The sequence below is a fragment of the Loktanella sp. DSM 29012 genome, from assembly GCF_900110705.1.
In the GTDB taxonomy this organism is placed as follows: Bacteria; Pseudomonadota; Alphaproteobacteria; order Rhodobacterales; family Rhodobacteraceae; genus Loktanella; species Loktanella gaetbuli.
In genome coordinates this window covers 15,781-33,322 of record NZ_FOEJ01000010.1, presented here as the reverse complement: position 1 = coordinate 33,322, position 17,542 = coordinate 15,781, and the positions used below count along the sequence as shown (strand labels likewise).

General features: G+C 59.0%; 16 protein-coding genes. 9 read left to right on the top strand and 7 right to left on the bottom strand.

The genetic code is table 11. The features are described 5' to 3' along the window. The first annotated feature begins 63 nt into the window (after positions 1-63). The 4 genes from bhcD to BMX27_RS15950 all read left to right on the top strand — a co-directional run bounded on the left by bhcD (position 64) and on the right by BMX27_RS15950 (position 4,966). Positions 64-1,029 carry an iminosuccinate reductase BhcD gene (bhcD, locus tag BMX27_RS15965; RefSeq protein ID WP_090161314.1) on the top strand — a complete coding sequence of 322 codons (966 nt, stop codon included), beginning with the start codon at positions 64-66 and terminating at the stop codon, positions 1,027-1,029. A 127-nt stretch (positions 1,030-1,156) separates the two neighbouring features. Further along, complete coding sequence (locus BMX27_RS15960) at positions 1,157-1,684, top strand: AmiS/UreI family transporter (RefSeq protein WP_256212596.1); 528 nt, start codon at positions 1,157-1,159, stop codon at positions 1,682-1,684. Next, a complete protein-coding gene (locus tag BMX27_RS15955) occupies positions 1,681-2,700 on the top strand; it encodes a type I glyceraldehyde-3-phosphate dehydrogenase (protein ID WP_090161312.1) in 1,020 nt (339 codons plus the stop codon). Before BMX27_RS15960 ends, BMX27_RS15955 begins: the two co-directional genes overlap by 4 nt. Next, entirely contained in the window at positions 2,687-4,966 is a 2,280-nt protein-coding gene (locus BMX27_RS15950; RefSeq protein WP_090161309.1) for an NADP-dependent malic enzyme, read from the top strand. The genes BMX27_RS15955 and BMX27_RS15950 overlap by 14 nt, the downstream gene beginning before the upstream one ends. A 9-nt stretch (positions 4,967-4,975) precedes the next feature. On the opposite strand, the gene BMX27_RS15945 is transcribed toward BMX27_RS15950, so the two are convergent. The 4 genes from BMX27_RS15945 to puuE all read right to left on the bottom strand — a co-directional run bounded on the left by BMX27_RS15945 (position 4,976) and on the right by puuE (position 9,216). Beyond that, complete coding sequence (locus tag BMX27_RS15945; protein WP_256212595.1) at positions 4,976-5,719, bottom strand: sulfite exporter TauE/SafE family protein; 744 nt, start codon at positions 5,717-5,719, stop codon at positions 4,976-4,978. Positions 5,720-5,818: 99 nt separating this feature from the next. Next, positions 5,819-7,267, bottom strand: a complete 1,449-nt coding sequence (locus BMX27_RS15940) for a uracil-xanthine permease family protein (RefSeq protein WP_090161304.1) — start codon at positions 7,265-7,267, stop codon at positions 5,819-5,821. A gap of 15 nt (positions 7,268-7,282) precedes the next feature. Then, complete coding sequence (locus tag BMX27_RS15935; protein ID WP_090161301.1) at positions 7,283-7,807, bottom strand: ureidoglycolate lyase; 525 nt, start codon at positions 7,805-7,807, stop codon at positions 7,283-7,285. After that, positions 7,807-9,216 (bottom strand): allantoinase PuuE, encoded by a 1,410-nt coding sequence (gene puuE / locus BMX27_RS15930; protein ID WP_090161298.1) that lies wholly within the window; start codon positions 9,214-9,216, stop codon positions 7,807-7,809. The genes BMX27_RS15935 and puuE overlap by 1 nt, the downstream gene beginning before the upstream one ends. A 154-nt stretch (positions 9,217-9,370) precedes the next feature. Between puuE and uraH the strand changes: the two genes are divergently transcribed. Then, complete coding sequence (gene uraH, locus BMX27_RS15925) at positions 9,371-9,724, top strand: hydroxyisourate hydrolase (protein WP_090161295.1); 354 nt, start codon at positions 9,371-9,373, stop codon at positions 9,722-9,724. On the opposite strand, the gene BMX27_RS15920 is transcribed toward uraH, so the two are convergent. Continuing rightward, on the bottom strand, positions 9,709-10,641 hold the full coding sequence (locus BMX27_RS15920; RefSeq protein ID WP_090161292.1) for a LysR family transcriptional regulator: 933 nt from the start codon (positions 10,639-10,641) through the stop codon (positions 9,709-9,711). The genes uraH and BMX27_RS15920 overlap by 16 nt on opposite strands. A 100-nt stretch (positions 10,642-10,741) precedes the next feature. Between BMX27_RS15920 and BMX27_RS15915 the strand changes: the two genes are divergently transcribed. Genes BMX27_RS15915 through BMX27_RS15905 form a run of 3 tightly spaced genes read left to right on the top strand, consistent with a single transcriptional unit; the run spans position 10,742 to position 13,581 of the window. After that, the gene (locus BMX27_RS15915; RefSeq protein ID WP_090161289.1) at positions 10,742-11,983 is read left to right on the top strand and encodes a urate hydroxylase PuuD; all 1,242 of its coding nucleotides are present in this window, start codon (positions 10,742-10,744) and stop codon (positions 11,981-11,983) included. Positions 11,984-11,989: 6 nt separating this feature from the next. Continuing rightward, positions 11,990-12,760, top strand: a complete 771-nt coding sequence (locus BMX27_RS15910) for an aspartate dehydrogenase (RefSeq protein WP_090161286.1) — start codon at positions 11,990-11,992, stop codon at positions 12,758-12,760. A 17-nt stretch (positions 12,761-12,777) separates the two neighbouring features. Further along, on the top strand, positions 12,778-13,581 hold the full coding sequence (locus BMX27_RS15905) for a phytanoyl-CoA dioxygenase family protein (protein WP_090161282.1): 804 nt from the start codon (positions 12,778-12,780) through the stop codon (positions 13,579-13,581). Positions 13,582-13,741: 160 nt separating this feature from the next. Here BMX27_RS15905 and BMX27_RS15900 read toward each other — a convergent pair whose 3' ends face one another. Then, positions 13,742-14,812 (bottom strand): ParB/RepB/Spo0J family partition protein, encoded by a 1,071-nt coding sequence (locus tag BMX27_RS15900; RefSeq protein WP_090161280.1) that lies wholly within the window; start codon positions 14,810-14,812, stop codon positions 13,742-13,744. After that, a complete protein-coding gene (locus BMX27_RS15895) occupies positions 14,809-16,155 on the bottom strand; it encodes an AAA family ATPase (protein ID WP_090161279.1) in 1,347 nt (448 codons plus the stop codon). The genes BMX27_RS15900 and BMX27_RS15895 overlap by 4 nt, the downstream gene beginning before the upstream one ends. Positions 16,156-16,671: 516 nt before the next feature. Here BMX27_RS15895 and BMX27_RS15890 point away from each other — a divergent pair. Then, positions 16,672-17,361, top strand: coding sequence for a DnaA N-terminal domain-containing protein (locus tag BMX27_RS15890; RefSeq protein ID WP_090161276.1), 690 nt, complete (start codon positions 16,672-16,674; stop codon positions 17,359-17,361). Positions 17,362-17,542 lie beyond the last annotated feature (181 nt).

Here is a 17,542-nt window from a genome sequence, read left to right as displayed (position 1 = left end):
ATATGGCTCACACATTGAGGGCCGGAAACAGCGGACCCCCGTTTTAACAAGAGGATTTGCCGGATGCTGATCGTTCCAGAACGCGAAATTTCTAATTTGATGACCCGCGATGCGGCCTTCGAAGCGGTGGAGAAGGCGTTCGCAGCCATGGCGTCCGAAGACGCCTATAACTTCCCCGTTATCCGCGAGGCAATCGGCCACGAGGACGCACTTTACGGCTTCAAGGGCGGGTTCGACAGGGCAGGTCTGACACTGGGTCTAAAGGCGGGGGGCTACTGGCCCCACAACCTCGAAAAGCGTGGCGAGATCAATCATCAATCGACAGTTTTCCTGTTCGATCCGGACACGGGCAAGGCCAAGGCGATGGTCGGCGGCAACCTTTTGACGGCCCTGCGCACGGCGGCCGCGTCTTCCGTATCGATCAAACATCTGGCACGCAAGGATGCGAAAGTTCTCGGCATGATCGGGGCGGGCCATCAGGCGACGTTCCAGTTGCGTGCGGCCCTTGAAACGCACAGGTTCAAGAAAGTTATCGGCTGGAATTTCCACCCCGACATGCTGCCCAACATCGAAAAGGTCGCGAATGAGGCAGGCGTTCCGTTCGAGGCGGTCGATCTACCCAGCATGCGCGACGCCGATGTTATCATCTCGATCACTTCCGCCTTTGCACCGTCGCTGATGGCCGATCATGTCAGTCCCGGAACTCACGTGGCCTGCATGGGCACCGACACCAAGGGCAAGCAGGAAGTCGAGGCGGCTTTGTTGGCGCGCGCATCCGTTTTCACCGACGAGGTCGCGCAATCCATTTCCATCGGCGAAGCACAACACGCCATTGCCGAAGGTCTGATAAAGGAAAGCGATGTGGCGCAACTGGGCGCTGTCATCAACGGCACTCACAAGGGCCGTGCGTCGGATGATGAAATTACGCTGTTCGACGGGACCGGCGTCGGACTGCAAGACCTTGCCGTCGCGGCCTCGGTCGTTGATCTGGCCGTGGCCAAAGGCATCGCCATCGAGGTCGATTTCTGATGACTGCTATCGCTGCAGACCGCTCGATCTGGCCCGGTCTGCCACACGTATGCTCAACCGCGACGGACGGCACGACCAAGGTTCGGCCGATGTCGCTGTCCGGTTGCGCGGGCAAGCTGGCTGAACCATGGATCTGACGACACTGCTATTGCCGGTGTCCTTATTGTTCGTCGGGGCGGTCCTCGTCCTGAACGGTCTGTGGATGCTGGGGCGGATCGAAGACCGCGAGATCACGATCATCAATTTCGTGACAGCCACCATCACGGGCGCTGTTGCCCTGTTGATCGTGCTGAACGCAGATAGCGCCGCCGATATCGGTGCTGCGGCGTTGACGATGCTGTTCAGCGTCACCTACCTGTGGGTCGGCTTCAATCGCGTGTTCAGGTTGGACGGGCGCGGTCTTGGCTGGTTCAGCCTGTTCGTAGCCGTCACCGTTCTTCCGCAGGGTCTATCCGTTCTGTCGAATGCGCAAGGCATCATGGAGATCTGGCTGGGCCTCAGCTGGCTGGCGTGGTCGGGTCTGTGGTTGATGTATTTCTTCGCCCTCGCCTTGCGGCGTAATATTGCAACGCACACGGCTTTTGCGACGCTGGGCACGGGGGTTGCTACCGCCTGGGTCCCTGCACTGGTGCGGATCTACGGAGTGGCGGCATGACGACACGCATCGTCATCAATGGCTTTGGCAGGATCGGGCGCACTGTGCTGCGGCAAATCCTGACCATACCCGCAAACGACGATATAGAGGTCGTGGCGATCAACGACATCGCTCCTCTTGAAACCTGCGCCTACCTTTTCAAATACGACAGCGTCTATGGCCCCTACCCTCTTGCCGTCGTCGGGATAGGCCATGCGCTGCGCATCGGTGATCTTAGCATTCCGGTCTGGTCCCAGCCCGATCTTGCCAAGGCCGATCTGTCAGAAATAGATGTCGTGCTGGAATGCACTGGCCGTGCAGTGACACAGGATGTAGCCGACGCAGGCCTGGTGGCGGGTGCGGCCGCAGTCCTGATCTCGGGCCCATCGCCCGCGGCGGAAGTCACCGTTGTGCTCGGGGCCAATACTCATGATCTTGGCACAGCGCGGATCATATCGAATGCCTCCTGCACGACGAACGCAATCGCACCCCTCTTGCGGATCATCGACCTTGGCCTCGGCATTGAACGTGCACACATCACAACAATTCATTGCTACACAGGCAGCCAACCTACCGTAGATTTGCCCGGACAGTCACTCGAACGCAGCCGGGCTGCTGCGGTATCGATGATCCCCACGACAACCAGCGCCGCTGAGCAGATTATTCAAGTTCTACCAGAATTCCTGCGTCGCATCAGCGTGTCGGCAGTCCGCGTGCCCAGCTTGTCGGTCTCTGCGATCGACGCCGTTATTCAGGTGGCCGAGGACTGTGAAAAGCGGCTCAGCGAATTCATTGAAGAAGCCTTCGAAGACGATCCAATCATCGGGCTGACGTATGACGCGTGCGTATCCACCGACATGCGAGGGCGGTCGGAATCACTTGTCATCGCAACCCGCGAAACGGCTGCGATACAGCACAAACAACTCCGCCTCTTTGGGTGGTATGACAACGAATGGGGCTTTTCGGCCCGCATGATCGACATGACCCGCCGCATTGCCGCGCGGGATGCAAAGAGGAAACACGATGGATCAAGCTGACGCACAAAAGCAAAAAGAACGTCAGGCGGCGTTGGACTATCATGAATTTCCCAAGCCCGGAAAACTTGAAATCCGCCCAACCAAACCGATGGCCACTGGCCGCGATCTGGCCCGTGCCTACAGCCCCGGAGTAGCAGAGGCTTGCATTGAAATCTCGAAAGACCCCGCCACAATAAACCGCTACACCGCCAAACGTAATCTGGTCGCGGTCATCACCAACGGGTCCGCGGTGCTGGGACTCGGCAACATCGGGGCAGCCGCGTCCAAGCCTGTGATGGAAGGCAAGGCCGTCCTGTTCAAGAAGTTCGCAGGTATCGACTGTTTCGACATCGAAGTGGACGAGGACGATCCGGTTGAACTGGCCAATCTGGTCAAACGGCTGGAGCCGACTTTCGGGGCCGTCAACCTTGAAGACATCAAAGCGCCAGAGTGTTTCATCGTCGAACGCCAATGCCGCGAAACCATGAACATCCCAGTCTTTCACGACGATCAGCACGGCACCGCAATCGTGGTCGCCGCCGCCGCGACCAACGCGCTGCACATCGCGGGCAAACGCGCCGAAGACATCCGTGTCGTGGGGCTGGGCGCAGGGGCTGCGGGCGTGGCCTGTCATACCATGTTGCACAAGATGGGCGTGCCGTTGGCCAACATCACTATTTTTGACAAGGACGGTGTATTGCACGCCGGACGCACGGATTTGTGCCCCGAACAAATGGCCTTCGCCAATGCAGACGCTGACGTTGATTTGCAAGAGGCGCTGGTCGGCGCGGATATGTTCCTTGGCCTGTCCGGCCCCGGTTTGCTGAAGCCAGAACAGGTCAAACACATGGCCGACAACCCGATCATCTTTGCACTGGCCAATCCCACACCCGAAATTATGCCCGACATCGCACGGGCGGCATCCCCAGGGGCGATGATCGCCACGGGCCGTTCGGATTTCGCCAATCAGGTCAACAACGTGTTGTGTTTCCCGTTCATCTTCCGCGGCGCGCTCGACGTCGAGGCAAGCGACATCAACGACGCTATGAAACTGGCCTGCGTGGATGCAATAGCCGGGCTGGCGCGCCAGACGACAAGCGCCGAAGTCGGCGAGGCCTACAAAGGCGAACGCCTGACCTTCGGTCCCGACTATTTGATCCCGAAACCTTTCGATCCGCGCCTGTTGCCGACGATCGCGACGGCTGTCGCCAAGGCGGCGATGGACAGCGGTGTCGCCAGACGCACCATCGACCTTGACGCCTACGCACACGCACTTCAGGCGCAGGTGTTCAAATCTGCGCTGATCATGCGTAACGTATTCGACGCTGCCCGTCAGGCGAAACGCAAGATCGTCTTTGCCGAAGGCGAGGACGAGCGCGTCCTGCGTGCGGCCCAAGCCATGATAGAGGAAAATGCGGACACGCCCGTGCTGGTCGGTCGCCCCGACGTTATTCAGGCACGCCTGGACCGGGCGGGGTTGCCGATCAAAGCCGGTGTGGATTTCGTGGTCGTGAACCCGGAACGCGACGATCGGTATCGTGACTATTGGCAAACCTATCATCAGGCGATGGATCGCAAGGGTGTGACCCCCGATCTGGCCCGTGCCGTGATGCGCACAAATACCACCGCGATTGCCGCCGTGATGGTCGCGCGTGGTGACGCGGACAGCATGATTTGCGGCACATTTGGACAGTATCACTGGCACTTGAACTACGCGCAGCAGATGCTGGCCACGGACGGCTTGCACCCTGTTGCGGCCATGTCGCTGATGTTGCTGGACCAAGGGCCGTTGTTTGTAGCCGACACACACGTGAATGTGGAACAGACACCGGAAACGCTGGCCGAAACGGTGATTGCCGCTTCACGTCACGTCCGTCGCTTCGGGGTCGAGCCACAGATCGCCCTGTGTTCCGGTTCGCAGTTCGGCAATAACGACTGCCTGTCCGGTCGCGTCATGCGGGGCGGCCTCGCAATTCTCGACGCTGCACCGCGCGGCTTCGCCTACGAAGGCGAGATGCACACCGATGCGGCGCTTGACCCCGAACTACGCGAACGCCTGCTGCCCGGCAACCGACTGACCGGCAAGGCCAATGTGCTGGTCTATGCCAACACCGACGCCGCCGGCGCTGCACGCAATCTGCTCAGGTCCGTTGCGGGCGGGATCGAGGTCGGTCCAATCCTGATGGGCATGGGCAATCGTGTGCATATCGTGACACCGGGTGTAACACCAAGAGGGTTGCTGAACATCGCGGCATTGGCCGGGTCGGACGTCTCCAGCTACGGCTGACGCCTCAGGTCAGAACGCATGGAAAAAGAATATCGCGCTCATCCCGAAACCGATGGTCGCGATGATAAACCGCAAGGTGCGCATCGGAATATGGCGGGCCAGCGGTGCACCTGCATAACCGCCCGCCGTAGCCGCGAGCATCATTACAATTGCAGCATTCCATTCCACCAGCCCAGCAACGGCAAAGGCCATGACGGAAATCCCAGACAACGCAAAGGACAAACCACTTTTCAAGCCGTTCATCCGATGCAGATCTGTCATGCCCCACAGTGCGAAAAGCGCCAGCAGCACGATCCCCAGACCGCCATTGAAATATCCACCGTAAACGGCAACCGCGAAAAGGGCGATATTTCCGTAAGGGGCAACGCCATGGGTAGTGGCGGCGGCCCACCCACGTATCCGTTCGCCCCAAAGGAACACCAGCGTTGCCGCCAGTAGCAGGAACGGCACGATAACCGAAAAAGCGGCGTCCGAAGAGACCATCAAAAGCAGACTTCCGACCAGACCGCCCGCCAGTGTCACCAGTGTCAGACGCAACAGCAGCGATCGGTCGAAACTGCGCATTTCCGGAAGAAATCCCAAGGCACCACCAGCGTAACCTGGAAAGACGGCAACCGCGCTGGTCGCATTGGCGGCGACGGGCGGTATGCCGATAAAGATCAGGGCGGGCAGCGTCAGAAAGGTGCCCCCGCCCGCGACAGTATTAAGCGCCCCTGCCCCGAACGCCGCGATGATCAGTATGATGATGTCCAAAATATTGTTCCTTTTATCCCGAACCTACGACGCGTATCTCACACAAAGACACGGACCGTTTCCGGCCCGTGTCCCGTCGTCGCAATGTCTTGTTACGCCTTAGATATTGGCGGCGTTCGTCTGTTCCTTGCCCTTCAAACCCGTGCCGTGGCCGTGCATTCCGCCCGAAACTTCCTCGGTCGATTCCGCGGCCAGTTCTTCGGGCAGGATCAGGTTCAGAACGATCGCGATAAACGCAGCCGGCAGCAGACCGGACGTCATGAGGATGCGCGCCGTTTCGGGCAGACCCGCGACCGCACCGGGCTCAAGCTGGAGACCCAGCCCGATGGACAGCGAAATCGCGAAGATCACCATGTTGCGCCGGTTCCAATCCACGTCCGACAGCATCGAGATACCGGCGGCCACGACCATGCCGAACATCACGATCACACCCCCGCCAAGCACTTCGATCGGCACGGTGCGGATTACGCCGCCCACTTTCGGGATCAGGCCGCAGATGATCAGAAAGATCGCCCCGCAAGTGACCACGTGGCGCGACATCACCCCCGTCATTGCGATCAGCCCGACGTTTTGTGAAAATGACGTGTTCGGAAAACCACCAAAGATGCCCGCGAAAGCGGTGCCGATACCATCGGCGTAGGTTGCACCTTCGATCTCCTTGTCAGTCGCTTCACGGCCAGCGCCACCTTTGGTGATCCCCGAGACATCCCCCACAGTTTCAATGGCGGAAATGAAGGCCATCAGGCAGAAGCCGATGATTGCAGCAGCAGAGAACTCGAATCCATATTTGAATGGCTGAGGAAATGCGAACGCCGCGGAACGCTCCCAAGAACCCGCAACGGCGGACCATTCGAGAATACCCACACCCAACGCATAGAAGTAGCCCACGATCAGGCCGATCAGAACGGCGGATATCGACAACATGCCAGAGGTGAAGAACTTCAGGCCAAGGGTCACAAAGATCACGACCAAAGCGGCTGACCAGTTCAGCAGGCTTCCGTATTCGGGTGTTCCGATAGCCGGAACGCCGCCAGCCGCATACTGAATGCCCACCTGAACCAGCGCCAGGCCGATCATCGTCACGACCAGTCCGGTAACCAATGGCGGCAAGGCAAAGCGGATCTTGCCGATGAACAGGCCAAGGAAAGCATGGAACAGGCCACCGACGATGACACCGCCAAACAGGGCCGCCAAACCATCGACACCTTTACCCGCAACAAGCGGGATCATGATTGGGATGAACGCAAAGGATGTGCCCTGAACGATAGGCAATTTTGCGCCAACTGGTCCAAGAGTCACAGTCTGCAAAAGTGTCGCAACGCCCGCAAAAAGCATAGACATCTGAATGAGATACAAAAGCTCGGGGAAATCGGGGCTGTTGGATCCGAACCCGAAGCCCGCAGCACCGGCAACGATAATCGCCGGCGTTACGTTGGACACGAACATCGCCAGCACATGCTGGATGCCCAGTGGAATAGCGCGCGAAAGCGCCGGGGTGTAGTTGGGATCGCGGAGCTGCTCCGGGGTCCCGATTGAATTAGCGGCCATAGTCATTGTCCCTCCCTATGAAACCTGTGCCAGCCCCTCGCCAGCGTCCTCCGTAACTGCTTCGACCGAGTATGGGGTATCGAACCAGTGTTCCTCCAAATTTGCGCCGGTGCCGATACGGTCGACGACCGCGAACAAGCCGGGCACGGACAGCGGGGTCAAAACCCCATGCCACGTTCCGCGATGAAAATTGATTGCCTGCCCGCGAGCGGCCAGAAACGCGCGCGGCGTTCCGGGCACGCCGTCCTCATCTGGGGCGACGATGACAAGAAATTCGGTTTCCGACATCGGAATGAAGGCCTGACTTCCGTCTGGATGCCGCTCAACCATCTCGACACTGATTGGAAACGACTCGATCTCCCCACGAAACAGGCTGATGCCTGCACGGCCACCGTCGAAGTCGAGCTTGCCAAGATCGTGAAAACGGCCGCATTTGCCTTGGTTGATGATCTTGTCCGGTTGACCTTTGGCTACCATCAGGTCGCCGAACGGCGCAAAGGCTTCGGCGGTCAACGACTCAAGGGCGAGTGTCTTTGGCATTATGCGAATTTCTCCTCAAGGCGAATTTCGGCGATACGTTCGACCTGACGGCAGGCCTCTGCAAATTCCACGTCGCGGTCGTTCTCTATGCGGCGATGAAACGCCTCAAGGATTGACGCCTTGTCGTTGTCCTTGACGGCAATGATGAACGGAAAACCGTGACGTTCGACGTATTGCGCGTTGAGGCTTTGGAACATGTCGCGCTCTTGGTCTGTCAAAAGATCAAGCCCCGCACCCGCCTGCTCAGCTGTGCTTTCGGCGGTCAGTTGACCGGCTGCGGCCAGTTTTCCAGCCAGATCGGGGTGGGCCGTCAATACGCCAAGACGCCGGTCCGTTGATGCGCTGCGAAACACGCGGGCCAAGGCGTTATGCACGCCCACCGCACTGTCGTGGGTTGGTCCCAGCTCAAGGTCGAATGCCCCTTCGGCGATCCACGACGAATGCTCGAACACGCCACCAAATTCAGCAACAAACTGATCGCGCGACATCTCAGAAGGGCGTGTTGTGGTCATCGGAGGGTGTTCCTTCGTCCAGTGTTCGGCAATCTGAAGACGGGTGGCGAACCAAACGCGGTCGTGCGATTTCATATATTCTATGGCACGGCGCAGGGCGGCCGCACGGCCCGGGCGACCTACGATCCGGCAGTGCAAACCGATGGACAGGATCGCGGGGCGACCCGCCTGCCCTTCCTCATACAAGTAGTCAAAGCTGTCCTTGAGGTAGCTTTCAAACTGCGCCCCGTTGGTAAAGCCAGCCTGAATTCCGAACCGCATATCGTTGCAGTCCATCGTGTAGGGCATAATCAACTGATCGACGCCGCTTTCGTTGACCCAATAGGGCAAATCATCTGCATAGCTGTCGGCCACGTAGGCAAACTGCCCTGTTTGTGCTGCCAGACGCACGGTATTGTTTGAACAACGGCCGGTGTACCAACCCCTCGGTGCTTCGCCGGTCACCTCTGTGTGCAGTCGGATGGCCTCGGCCATCTGGGTGCGTTCCTCGTCCTCGGCCATGTCCTTGTGTTCGACCCATTTATAGCCATGAGACGCAATTTCCCACCCTGCCCGCTTCATTGCCCTGACTTGTCCGGGCGCGCGCGCAAGGGCCGTGGCGACACCGTATACGGTCACGGGAAGGTCAGACAGCATACGGTGAACCCGCCAAAATCCGGCACGGCTACCGTATTCATACAGTGATTCCATATTCCCATGACGCTGCCCCGGCCACGGCTGAGCCCCCGTAATTTCGGACAGAAAGGCCTCGGATGCGGCGTCCCCGTGCAGAATGTTGTTTTCCCCGCCTTCTTCGTAGTTTAGCACGATCTGCACAGCGACTGCCGCACCATTCGGCCAGTTGGCCGCCGGTGGATTTTCGCCATAACCTGTCATGTCACGGGGGTAGCGGTTCACGGTAGAAATCCCTTGCTGAGGTAGGCTGACCGTAAATCAAAACAATCCGGCTTTCTTTCAAATAAAACAAGAAAGACCCATAAGCGCAGTCGTCTTTGCCGTTCAGGCGTTTTGTGACCTATAAGCCGATAACCATTTGTCACAGGAGTCGATCATGGCTGGATATCTGACAACGCACGTCCTCGACACGGCGCGGGGCTGCCCTGCCAAGGGGTTGAAAATCGAGCTCTTCAAAATTGACGGCGAGACGCGCACACACCTCAAGACGCTGACAACGAATGATGATGGTCGCACGGACGAACAAATCATGCCCAAAGACACGTTCGTGGTCGGCATTTATGAATTGGTGTTCCACGCGGGTGACTATTTAGACGCTTGCGGCAACCCCGCCGAAAATCCTCGTTTTCTGAACGTAATCCCGCTGCGGTTCGGCATGTCAGAAGAGTCACATTACCACGTGCCGCTGCTGCTGTCCCCGTTCAGCTATTCAACCTACCGCGGCAGCTGAGACTTGATGGTCGCATTGCGGATTATTTTCGCGATGCGGTCGATCACGAACTCCATGAACAGGCGGGACTTTGGGTCCTGCCTGCGACGGTGGGTGAACAGACAAGCCATCTGGATCGGTTCCGGCCGCATTTGGGTCATCACCGGCACCAAAGTGCCCGCCGAAATGTATTCGGCCACCTCGAAAACCGGCTTGAGCGTGATGCCGTGTCCGGCCAACGCCCAGTCGGTCAAAACATCCCCGTCATCGGATTCGTAGCGCCCGCTGACCGAATACTTTTTGACCCCATCGGGGGTGACCAAGGGCCATTGGAATTCGGTCGCACCGGGAAACCGCAAATTCAAGCAATCATGATTTCCCTTGATCAGGTCCGAACCATCCTTGGGCATGCCTCGCTCTTCAATATATTCGGGGGACGCACACAGCACTCTTTCGACATCCGCAATCTTACGAATGCGGAGGGTGCTGTCTTCGGGCTGACCGAGGAAAAACGACAGATCAAGACCTTCGGTCGTTAGGTCAACCTTTCGATCAGTGAGGCGCAAGCGAATATTGACGTCAGGGTATTTTTTCAAGAACGCTGGCACCTGCGGTGCAATCAACCTGCGTCCGACGCCAAGGGGGGCCGCGACATACAAAGATCCCTTTGGATTGTCAGTTATGTTCACGACCTGCGCTTCCGCAGCTTCAACTGTCTCCAGAATCTCGCAGGCACCCCCATAAAACGCCTTGCCCTGACCGGTTGGGGTCAGGCTTCTGGTGGTGCGTCGAAATAGGCGAACGCCAAGCTTTTCCTCGAGCTGGGAAATGCGCGACGACGTCAAAGCCGGCGATATACGCAAATCACGTCCCGCGGCCGACATGCTGCCAAGCTCGTAGACGCGGACAAAGGTTTGCACGTTATCTAAATACGACATTATTCTGACTTTTTTGATGCTGCTTGGTGTTAAGGCAGGATAGCAGAACAATTCAACCTCGCATAGGCTGACCGCGACCGGATATTGAGGGAGAACCGTCATGTATGACGTTGCAATTCTGTGGGACTGGATCGCGTTTTCCGTGCGTTGGCTTCACATCATCACCGCCATGGCGTGGATCGGCGCATCATTTTACTTTATCGCGCTTGATTTGATGCTGAAGCCTAACACAAACCTACCCAGGGGAGCGCATGGAGAGGAATGGGAAGTTCACGGCGGAGGGTTCTATCACACGGTGAAATACCTCGTCGCTCCTTCCGAAATGCCCGAGCATCTAACTTGGCATAAATGGCAAAGTTACTCTACGTGGCTGTCCGGTGCCGCATTGCTGATGATCGTTTATTGGGTCGGTGGCCAACTTTATTTGCTCGACCCGACCAAGGTTGATCTGACCCTATGGCAGGGCATCGTGATCTCGGCAGGCTCCCTTACCATCGGCTGGCTGATCTATGACGCCGCCTGCAAATCAAGGCTCGCCGACACGCCGACGGTTCTTATGCTTCTGCTGTTTGTGATGCTGGTCATCATGTCATGGGGCTACAACCAGATATTCACAGGCCGCGCTGCCCTGCTGCATCTTGGCGCCTTTACCGCGACGATCATGACCGCCAACGTCTTCTTTCAGATCATGCCGAACCAGCGTATTGTGGTTCAAGACCTGAAAGAAGGCCGCACACCGGACGCAAAATACGGCAAGATCGCCAAGGTGCGCTCGACCCATAACAACTACCTGACGTTGCCGGTGGTCTTCCTGATGTTGTCCAACCACTACCCGCTGGCGTTCGGGACGGAATACGCGTGGATCATCGCCTCGCTCATCTTTCTGACAGGCGTCACGATTCGGCATTACTTCAATACGATGCATCGCACCGGGTCTGGCCCCCACTGGACCTGGGGGGCCACGGTCCTGATCATGATCGTAATCGCATGGCTGTCCACGGCGTCCACATGGGACGGCGACTATGACGCGCTCGAATCTGCTGAACTAACCTCCTACGAACAGCAATATGCAAACGTCGCGTCCTTTGACGAAGCCTACAGCACCGTCCTCGGCAATTGTTCCATGTGCCACGCGCGTGAACCGGTCTGGGGCAGCATGCAATGGGCCCCCAAAGGCGTCCACCTTGAAACCGAGGCTGATGTCGCGCGTCACGCCGAAGCCATTTACCTGCAGGCAGGCGTCAGCCACGCGATGCCGCCCCCGAATGCCATTCAGATGCCGGAAGAGGCGCGAAAAACGATCGTCGCTTGGGTGCGTGAGGGCCGCGCGAATACGGAGTGAAGCGGCATGAAAATCGGTCTTATTGGTTTCGGCAGCATCGGACGTGAAGTTCACGCAAGGCTCAGCCAAGAGCCGGAATTTTCATTCTGCGCCCTTACCCGATCAGCCATTGTAGATGCGCCAAAAAACCTCAGACAGTTTCATGATCGGGATCCCTTTCTTGCAACCGCGCCCGATCTGGTCGTTGAATGCGCCGGCCATTCGGCCGTCGTAGATCATGCCGAGGCATTGCTTCTATCCGGCTGCCCTCTTCTTATTGCGAGCCTCGGGTCGCTGGCGGATGCGGCACTATCAGCCCGTCTAACTGCAGCGGCCAAGACCGCCGGCGCGCGACTGATCTATCCGTCGGGTGCGATCGGTGCTTTGGACGTTCTGCGTGCTGTCGCCGCCGAAGGCAGCGTCGAGGTGCGCTATACCGGGACTAAACCGCCTTCTGCCTGGGTCGGTTCACCGGCTGAAAATCTGTGCGATCTGTCTGCACTGACCCAGCCTTGCAAGTTCTTCAGCGGAACCGCCCGTGAGGCCGCCAAGGGCTTTCCCAAGAATGCAAATGTTGTCGCAGCTCTCGCGCTTGCGGGGCCTGGGTTCGATGCGGTGCAGGTCGATCTGGTAGCTGATCCTGCATCGCGTGGTAACACACACAGCTACATGGTCACATCGGCGGCCTGTGTCTATGATTTCCGAATTGAGAACGCCCCAAGTCCATCAAATCCGCGCACGTCCCTGACCACGATCCTGTCTATTGTCGAAAGCATCCGCGCTTTTTCACACATCTGAACTGTAAGGTCCAAGCCATGCCCCATCCGCTCTTGTCTGCAAACGATATCGAAACCTATCAACGTGATGGCGTCGTTCTTGTGAAAGGCCTATTCACCGATCAGGTTGACCTGCTGCGCGCTGGCGTGGAACGCAACATGATGGAACCGGGCCCCTATGCAGCCGAAAATCTGCGGGATGGAGAGGCCGGACGATTCTTTGACGACTACTGCAATTGGACCCGTATTCCCGAGTTCCAGCAGGCCATCGAGGCATCTCCTGCGGCGGCCGTCGCGGCGGACTTGATGGGGTCCAGCACCGTCCAGCTGTTTCACGATCATGTCCTCGTCAAGGAGCCCGGGACATCCAAGCCAACGCCCTGGCACCAGGACGCGCCGTATTACTTTGTCGAAGGCAAGCAGACGATCAGTTTCTGGTCACCACTCGATCCCGTGCGCAAGGCTTCGCTGCGGTGCGTCGCGGGCTCACACAAATGGGACAGACCGGTTCTGCCGACGCGTTGGCTTGCAGAAACGAGTTTCTATCCGAACGATGCTGACTATATGCCTGTGCCTGACCCTGATAACGAAGGAATGGACATTCGTGAATTCGAGATGGAGCCGGGAGACGCGGTTGCGTTCAATTTCAAGACGTTACACGGCGCGCGCGGGAACGATTCAGGCAGACGTCGCCGGGCGTTTTCCCTTCGGTTGATTGGCGACGACGCACGCTATGTCGAACGCCCGGGACCGACCTCCCCTCCATTTCCAGATCATGGCATGGTGGCCGGTCAACAACTGCGGACCGACTGGTTTCCCATGCTTTTGCAAAGCTCTGGCTGAGGTCGGGGCGCATGATTTCCGTTACCGCGCCGGGTTTGATGGCGCAATTCGGAAGTTGGTTCGGGATTCGTAGCACCGGGCGGTCCGTTCTGCCGCATCGCTAAATCGCTGCAATTTCGCGTTCGCAGGCCATGATGTGGACCTTATCCGTGGATAAGGTCTATTCCAGACCGTCGACCAGCGCCGCGATGGCGCGTTCCAGCCGGGCGCGGTCCATGGTGGAAAAATCGCGGTCCAGCTTGATTTCCAGCCGACCCTCGGCGGCGGTGCATTTGACGTGACCCCTGCTGGTGGCAAGGTTGAAGGTCGTGCGCGTCTTGGTCTTGCCCCGGCTTTTGGATGGGGCGGTGGCGGGTGCATCCGGCAGATCGCCGGCGTAGCGACGCAGGACGGTCAGTTCGTCCTGCACACTGCGGTTGTCCCAATCCCGCAGATCGTCACGGACCCGGTCCACGATGCCGGGGTTGTCGTCGATTGCGCGGGCCAGATCGACACCCAGCTTGCGCGGGATTTCGGTGGGGTAGGCCAGCGCGCCACCGATGCGATCCAACAGCGTGGCGAAGCTCTTGATATAGCTACGCTTGGAGTAGGGCGCGGATTGAAAAAGCGTCGCGATGGCCCCGCGCAGATCCTGTTCGGGGGTCGCGGGATCAGCCGCATAGTTCTGGGCGACGTAGGCCATTTCGGCAAAGGACAGATCCTTGCGGATCACGTTTTCATCGACCATCCGGCGATACAGCCCGGCGACACCTTCACCACGGGGAAGCACAAGCGCGGGGATCGTGGACCAGCCATCGCCGTCCGCATGAAGCACGCGGTAGGCGGACAGGCGGCGGAACCCCTGGATCAATTCATAGCCGTCGCCGTCTGCGCGCGGCTCTACCCGGATGGGGTTGGATAGTCCCAGTTCGCGAATGGATGTCACCAACTCCGGCAACTCGTAATCCTGACCGGGCATCCTGTCGCGCACCAGCAGATGCGTATGCACGTCGTCCAGCGGGATTTCGGCGACCACCAGACCGGCATCGCGCAGGCGCACGTATTCGTGGGCCAGGCTGTCGTTTTCGGCCCGGATCGCGGTTTCGGCGTCGCGCCGGGCCTGAACGGCCTCTGCATTTTCGGCAATGGCGCTGGCCATCGGGCCACGCCGCAGGCCGGGCTGGCTGACCTGTAGTGCGGGATCCGCCTCCTCTGGCATGTCGATATCGAAGATGCGTTTCTTGCGGCTCATGCTTTCTCTCCTGTCTCGACCTTATCCGCGGATAAGGGTTGCGTGCCCTGCCCCATTGCCTGCCAGTGCGGCAGCATCGTTGCGTGGAATTCGTCATAAGCCTGATCAAAGCTGGCCCGTGCGCGACGCCATGTTTCCCGCGTCATGTCGCGGTAATCCATTTCGTAGATCGAGGCGAGAAACCGTCCCGACTGTTCGACCGCACGTGTCATTTCGACCGGATGCTGCGCGAGCTTTTCGCCGAAAACCTTTCCAAAGGCCTCTTGCATCGCGCGGTGCAAATCGTTGCCCGGCTCATACCGCGTCAGCAGGAAGCGGATGTCGGCAAAGGATTTCGGCAAAGTGACCTTGTCCGCGGACAAGGTGTCGCCAAACCCATGGGCGAGATCCTCTAACGCTTCTGACAACTGCCCGATGAATGACGTGGTGGAATCGTATTCCCAGTAGCCGGGGCCGGACGGGATATAAAGCATGTCGGCTGCGAACACGGCGTTCATCGACTGATAGCCGATGGCGGGCGGGCAGTCGAAAAAGATCAGGTCCCACTGGTCGTCCGGCAGTTGATCCAGATAGCGGGACACGGCGGCGAAGAACGACCATTCGGGGTTCAGATGGCGATACTGGGCAGAGGCGAATTCGACAAAGGCCGCGTTGGCGCAGGACGGAACAATGTCGATGGTCGGCCACGCCGTCGGCTGAATGAAGTCCGCGATGCGCAGGTCCTGCAACCCAAGACCGGTGATCGACGCGGGCAGGGTGCGGCGGGGCAGGGCGGTCCCGGACCCGGCGGCGGATGGGGTGGCATTGCTCGCCTCTGTCTGGCGAACGAGGTCGCGGGCCATGATGCCCCAGACAGTCTGCTCCTCGCTGACGTCGGTCAGGCCCATCGAATGGGACAGCGTCGCCTGCGGGTCAAAATCGACGCACAGCACGCGGTAACCTTCGAGTGCGGCGGCGTGGGCGAAATGCAGCGCGACTGTCGACTTGCCGGCCCCACCCTTGAAGTTGGCGATGGCGGTGCGAAAGGCGCGGCCCTTGGGGCGGGGTGGCATCAGGGACCGCCCGCGCGATCCCAGCTTGCGCCGCAGGATGTTGACTTCTTCCATCGTGAACCAGCGCTGGCGACCGTCCGGTTCGACCTTACCCGCGGGTAAGGTCGGGTCGGCGGCAAGGCGGCCACGGAACGTCGACTGGTTCATATGCAGGATCAGTTCCGACACCTCCCAACTGGAAAAGCGGCGCAGGGTCTTGGCGTTTTCGGGCGAGAAGGTCTGCTGCCGGATCCACCCCTGAAGCTTGAGCGATCGCGCCTGAATCTCGCGCAGGTCGGTATGAGTGAACATGATGCCTCGGACGTTAATTCTGTTACTTCGCCGATTTATGACGGATTTGCACAAAATGTCGAGATGTGTTTGTCTTCTCCATATCCTTATCCGCGGATAAGGGTCTGGCCCTGCGATAAATGAAAGCCGCAGGGCAGACCGATTCGCCGGGCTGGCAGGCGCGGGGCCATCGGGACGGTGTCGCTACCGTATCTTGGGGGGACACCGGATGCGGGATACCGCCGATTGAGGGGACATGGGGGCGATTTGACGGGACATTCTGAGCGTCCCCCAATACCAATATTATACCTGAAATTGATCTATGGATTTTTTGGGATGCCACTGAAACCGCGAATCCTTGACAGACGGGCGGGTTTCAACGCTAATCATGAAAAGTATCGCAAAAGCGTTTGAAGTGATGACCGCACGGTCGCTGCATAGTCCAGAAGGCGACATCCGGTCAGGTTGCCGGTGACACCCAAGGAGAACGCAAAAGACGATTCGATAAGAGGCACAGCATGCGGCAGGAGCGGGACCATGCAAACGAAACATGCGGCTGGACCCGGGGCAGGGGCCGTCAAATACGACATACTGACCGCGTTGCTGGTCATGGCAGCACAGGGCGATCCGGTCGAGGGGCGGTTGGCGCTGCGGCTGTCCTTGCTGATCACCGCGCGATACAACTGGCGGATGGGGCGGTTTTCGACGGGCCAGCGCGAAATCGCGCGGCTGTGGGGCGTTACCGAACGGACGGCGAAACGGGAACTGGCGCAGATGCGCACGCGCGGCTGGATCAGGGTCACACAACCTGCGGCACGCGGACGGGTCGCGACCCATGCGATCGACCTGGACCGGATCATCCGCGATTCCATGCCGTTGTGGCCGCAAGTCGGACCCGACTTTGAAGAGCGGATGACCGGTGCGCCGGCCCCGGTGGCGCCCCTGCCCGATAACAAGATCGTTCCGCTGCATCCGGCACGTGCCGCCGAAACGGGTGTCTGGGCGGGAGCGCAGGCGTTGTTGATGGCCCAAGACGGCGCGCTGTATCGCGCGTGGTTTGCGAGTCTGATCGGGACCGACGACGGGGCAGGGGGTCTGACCCTGACAGCACCGACACGGTTCATCGCGGATTACGTGCGTGAGCATTACATGCCGCGGCTATACGCGGCGGTCCGCCAGAGTGATGCGGCGATCGTGCAGATTACGATAGATAGCTCACCTGCATAATTTGGTGATCCGTTGATGCTGATGTGCAGGTTTTGCCGATCAGCCTGTGGCAGCTCCTCAAGCGGATCATGATTGAGGCGGAACTTCCGAAAGTGCCTTACCGTCGTTCAACGCGGTTTCGTGACGGGATCGGGACAGACGCAACAGTTGGTGAATAGAAAAAAGCTCGCTGCCAGGATGC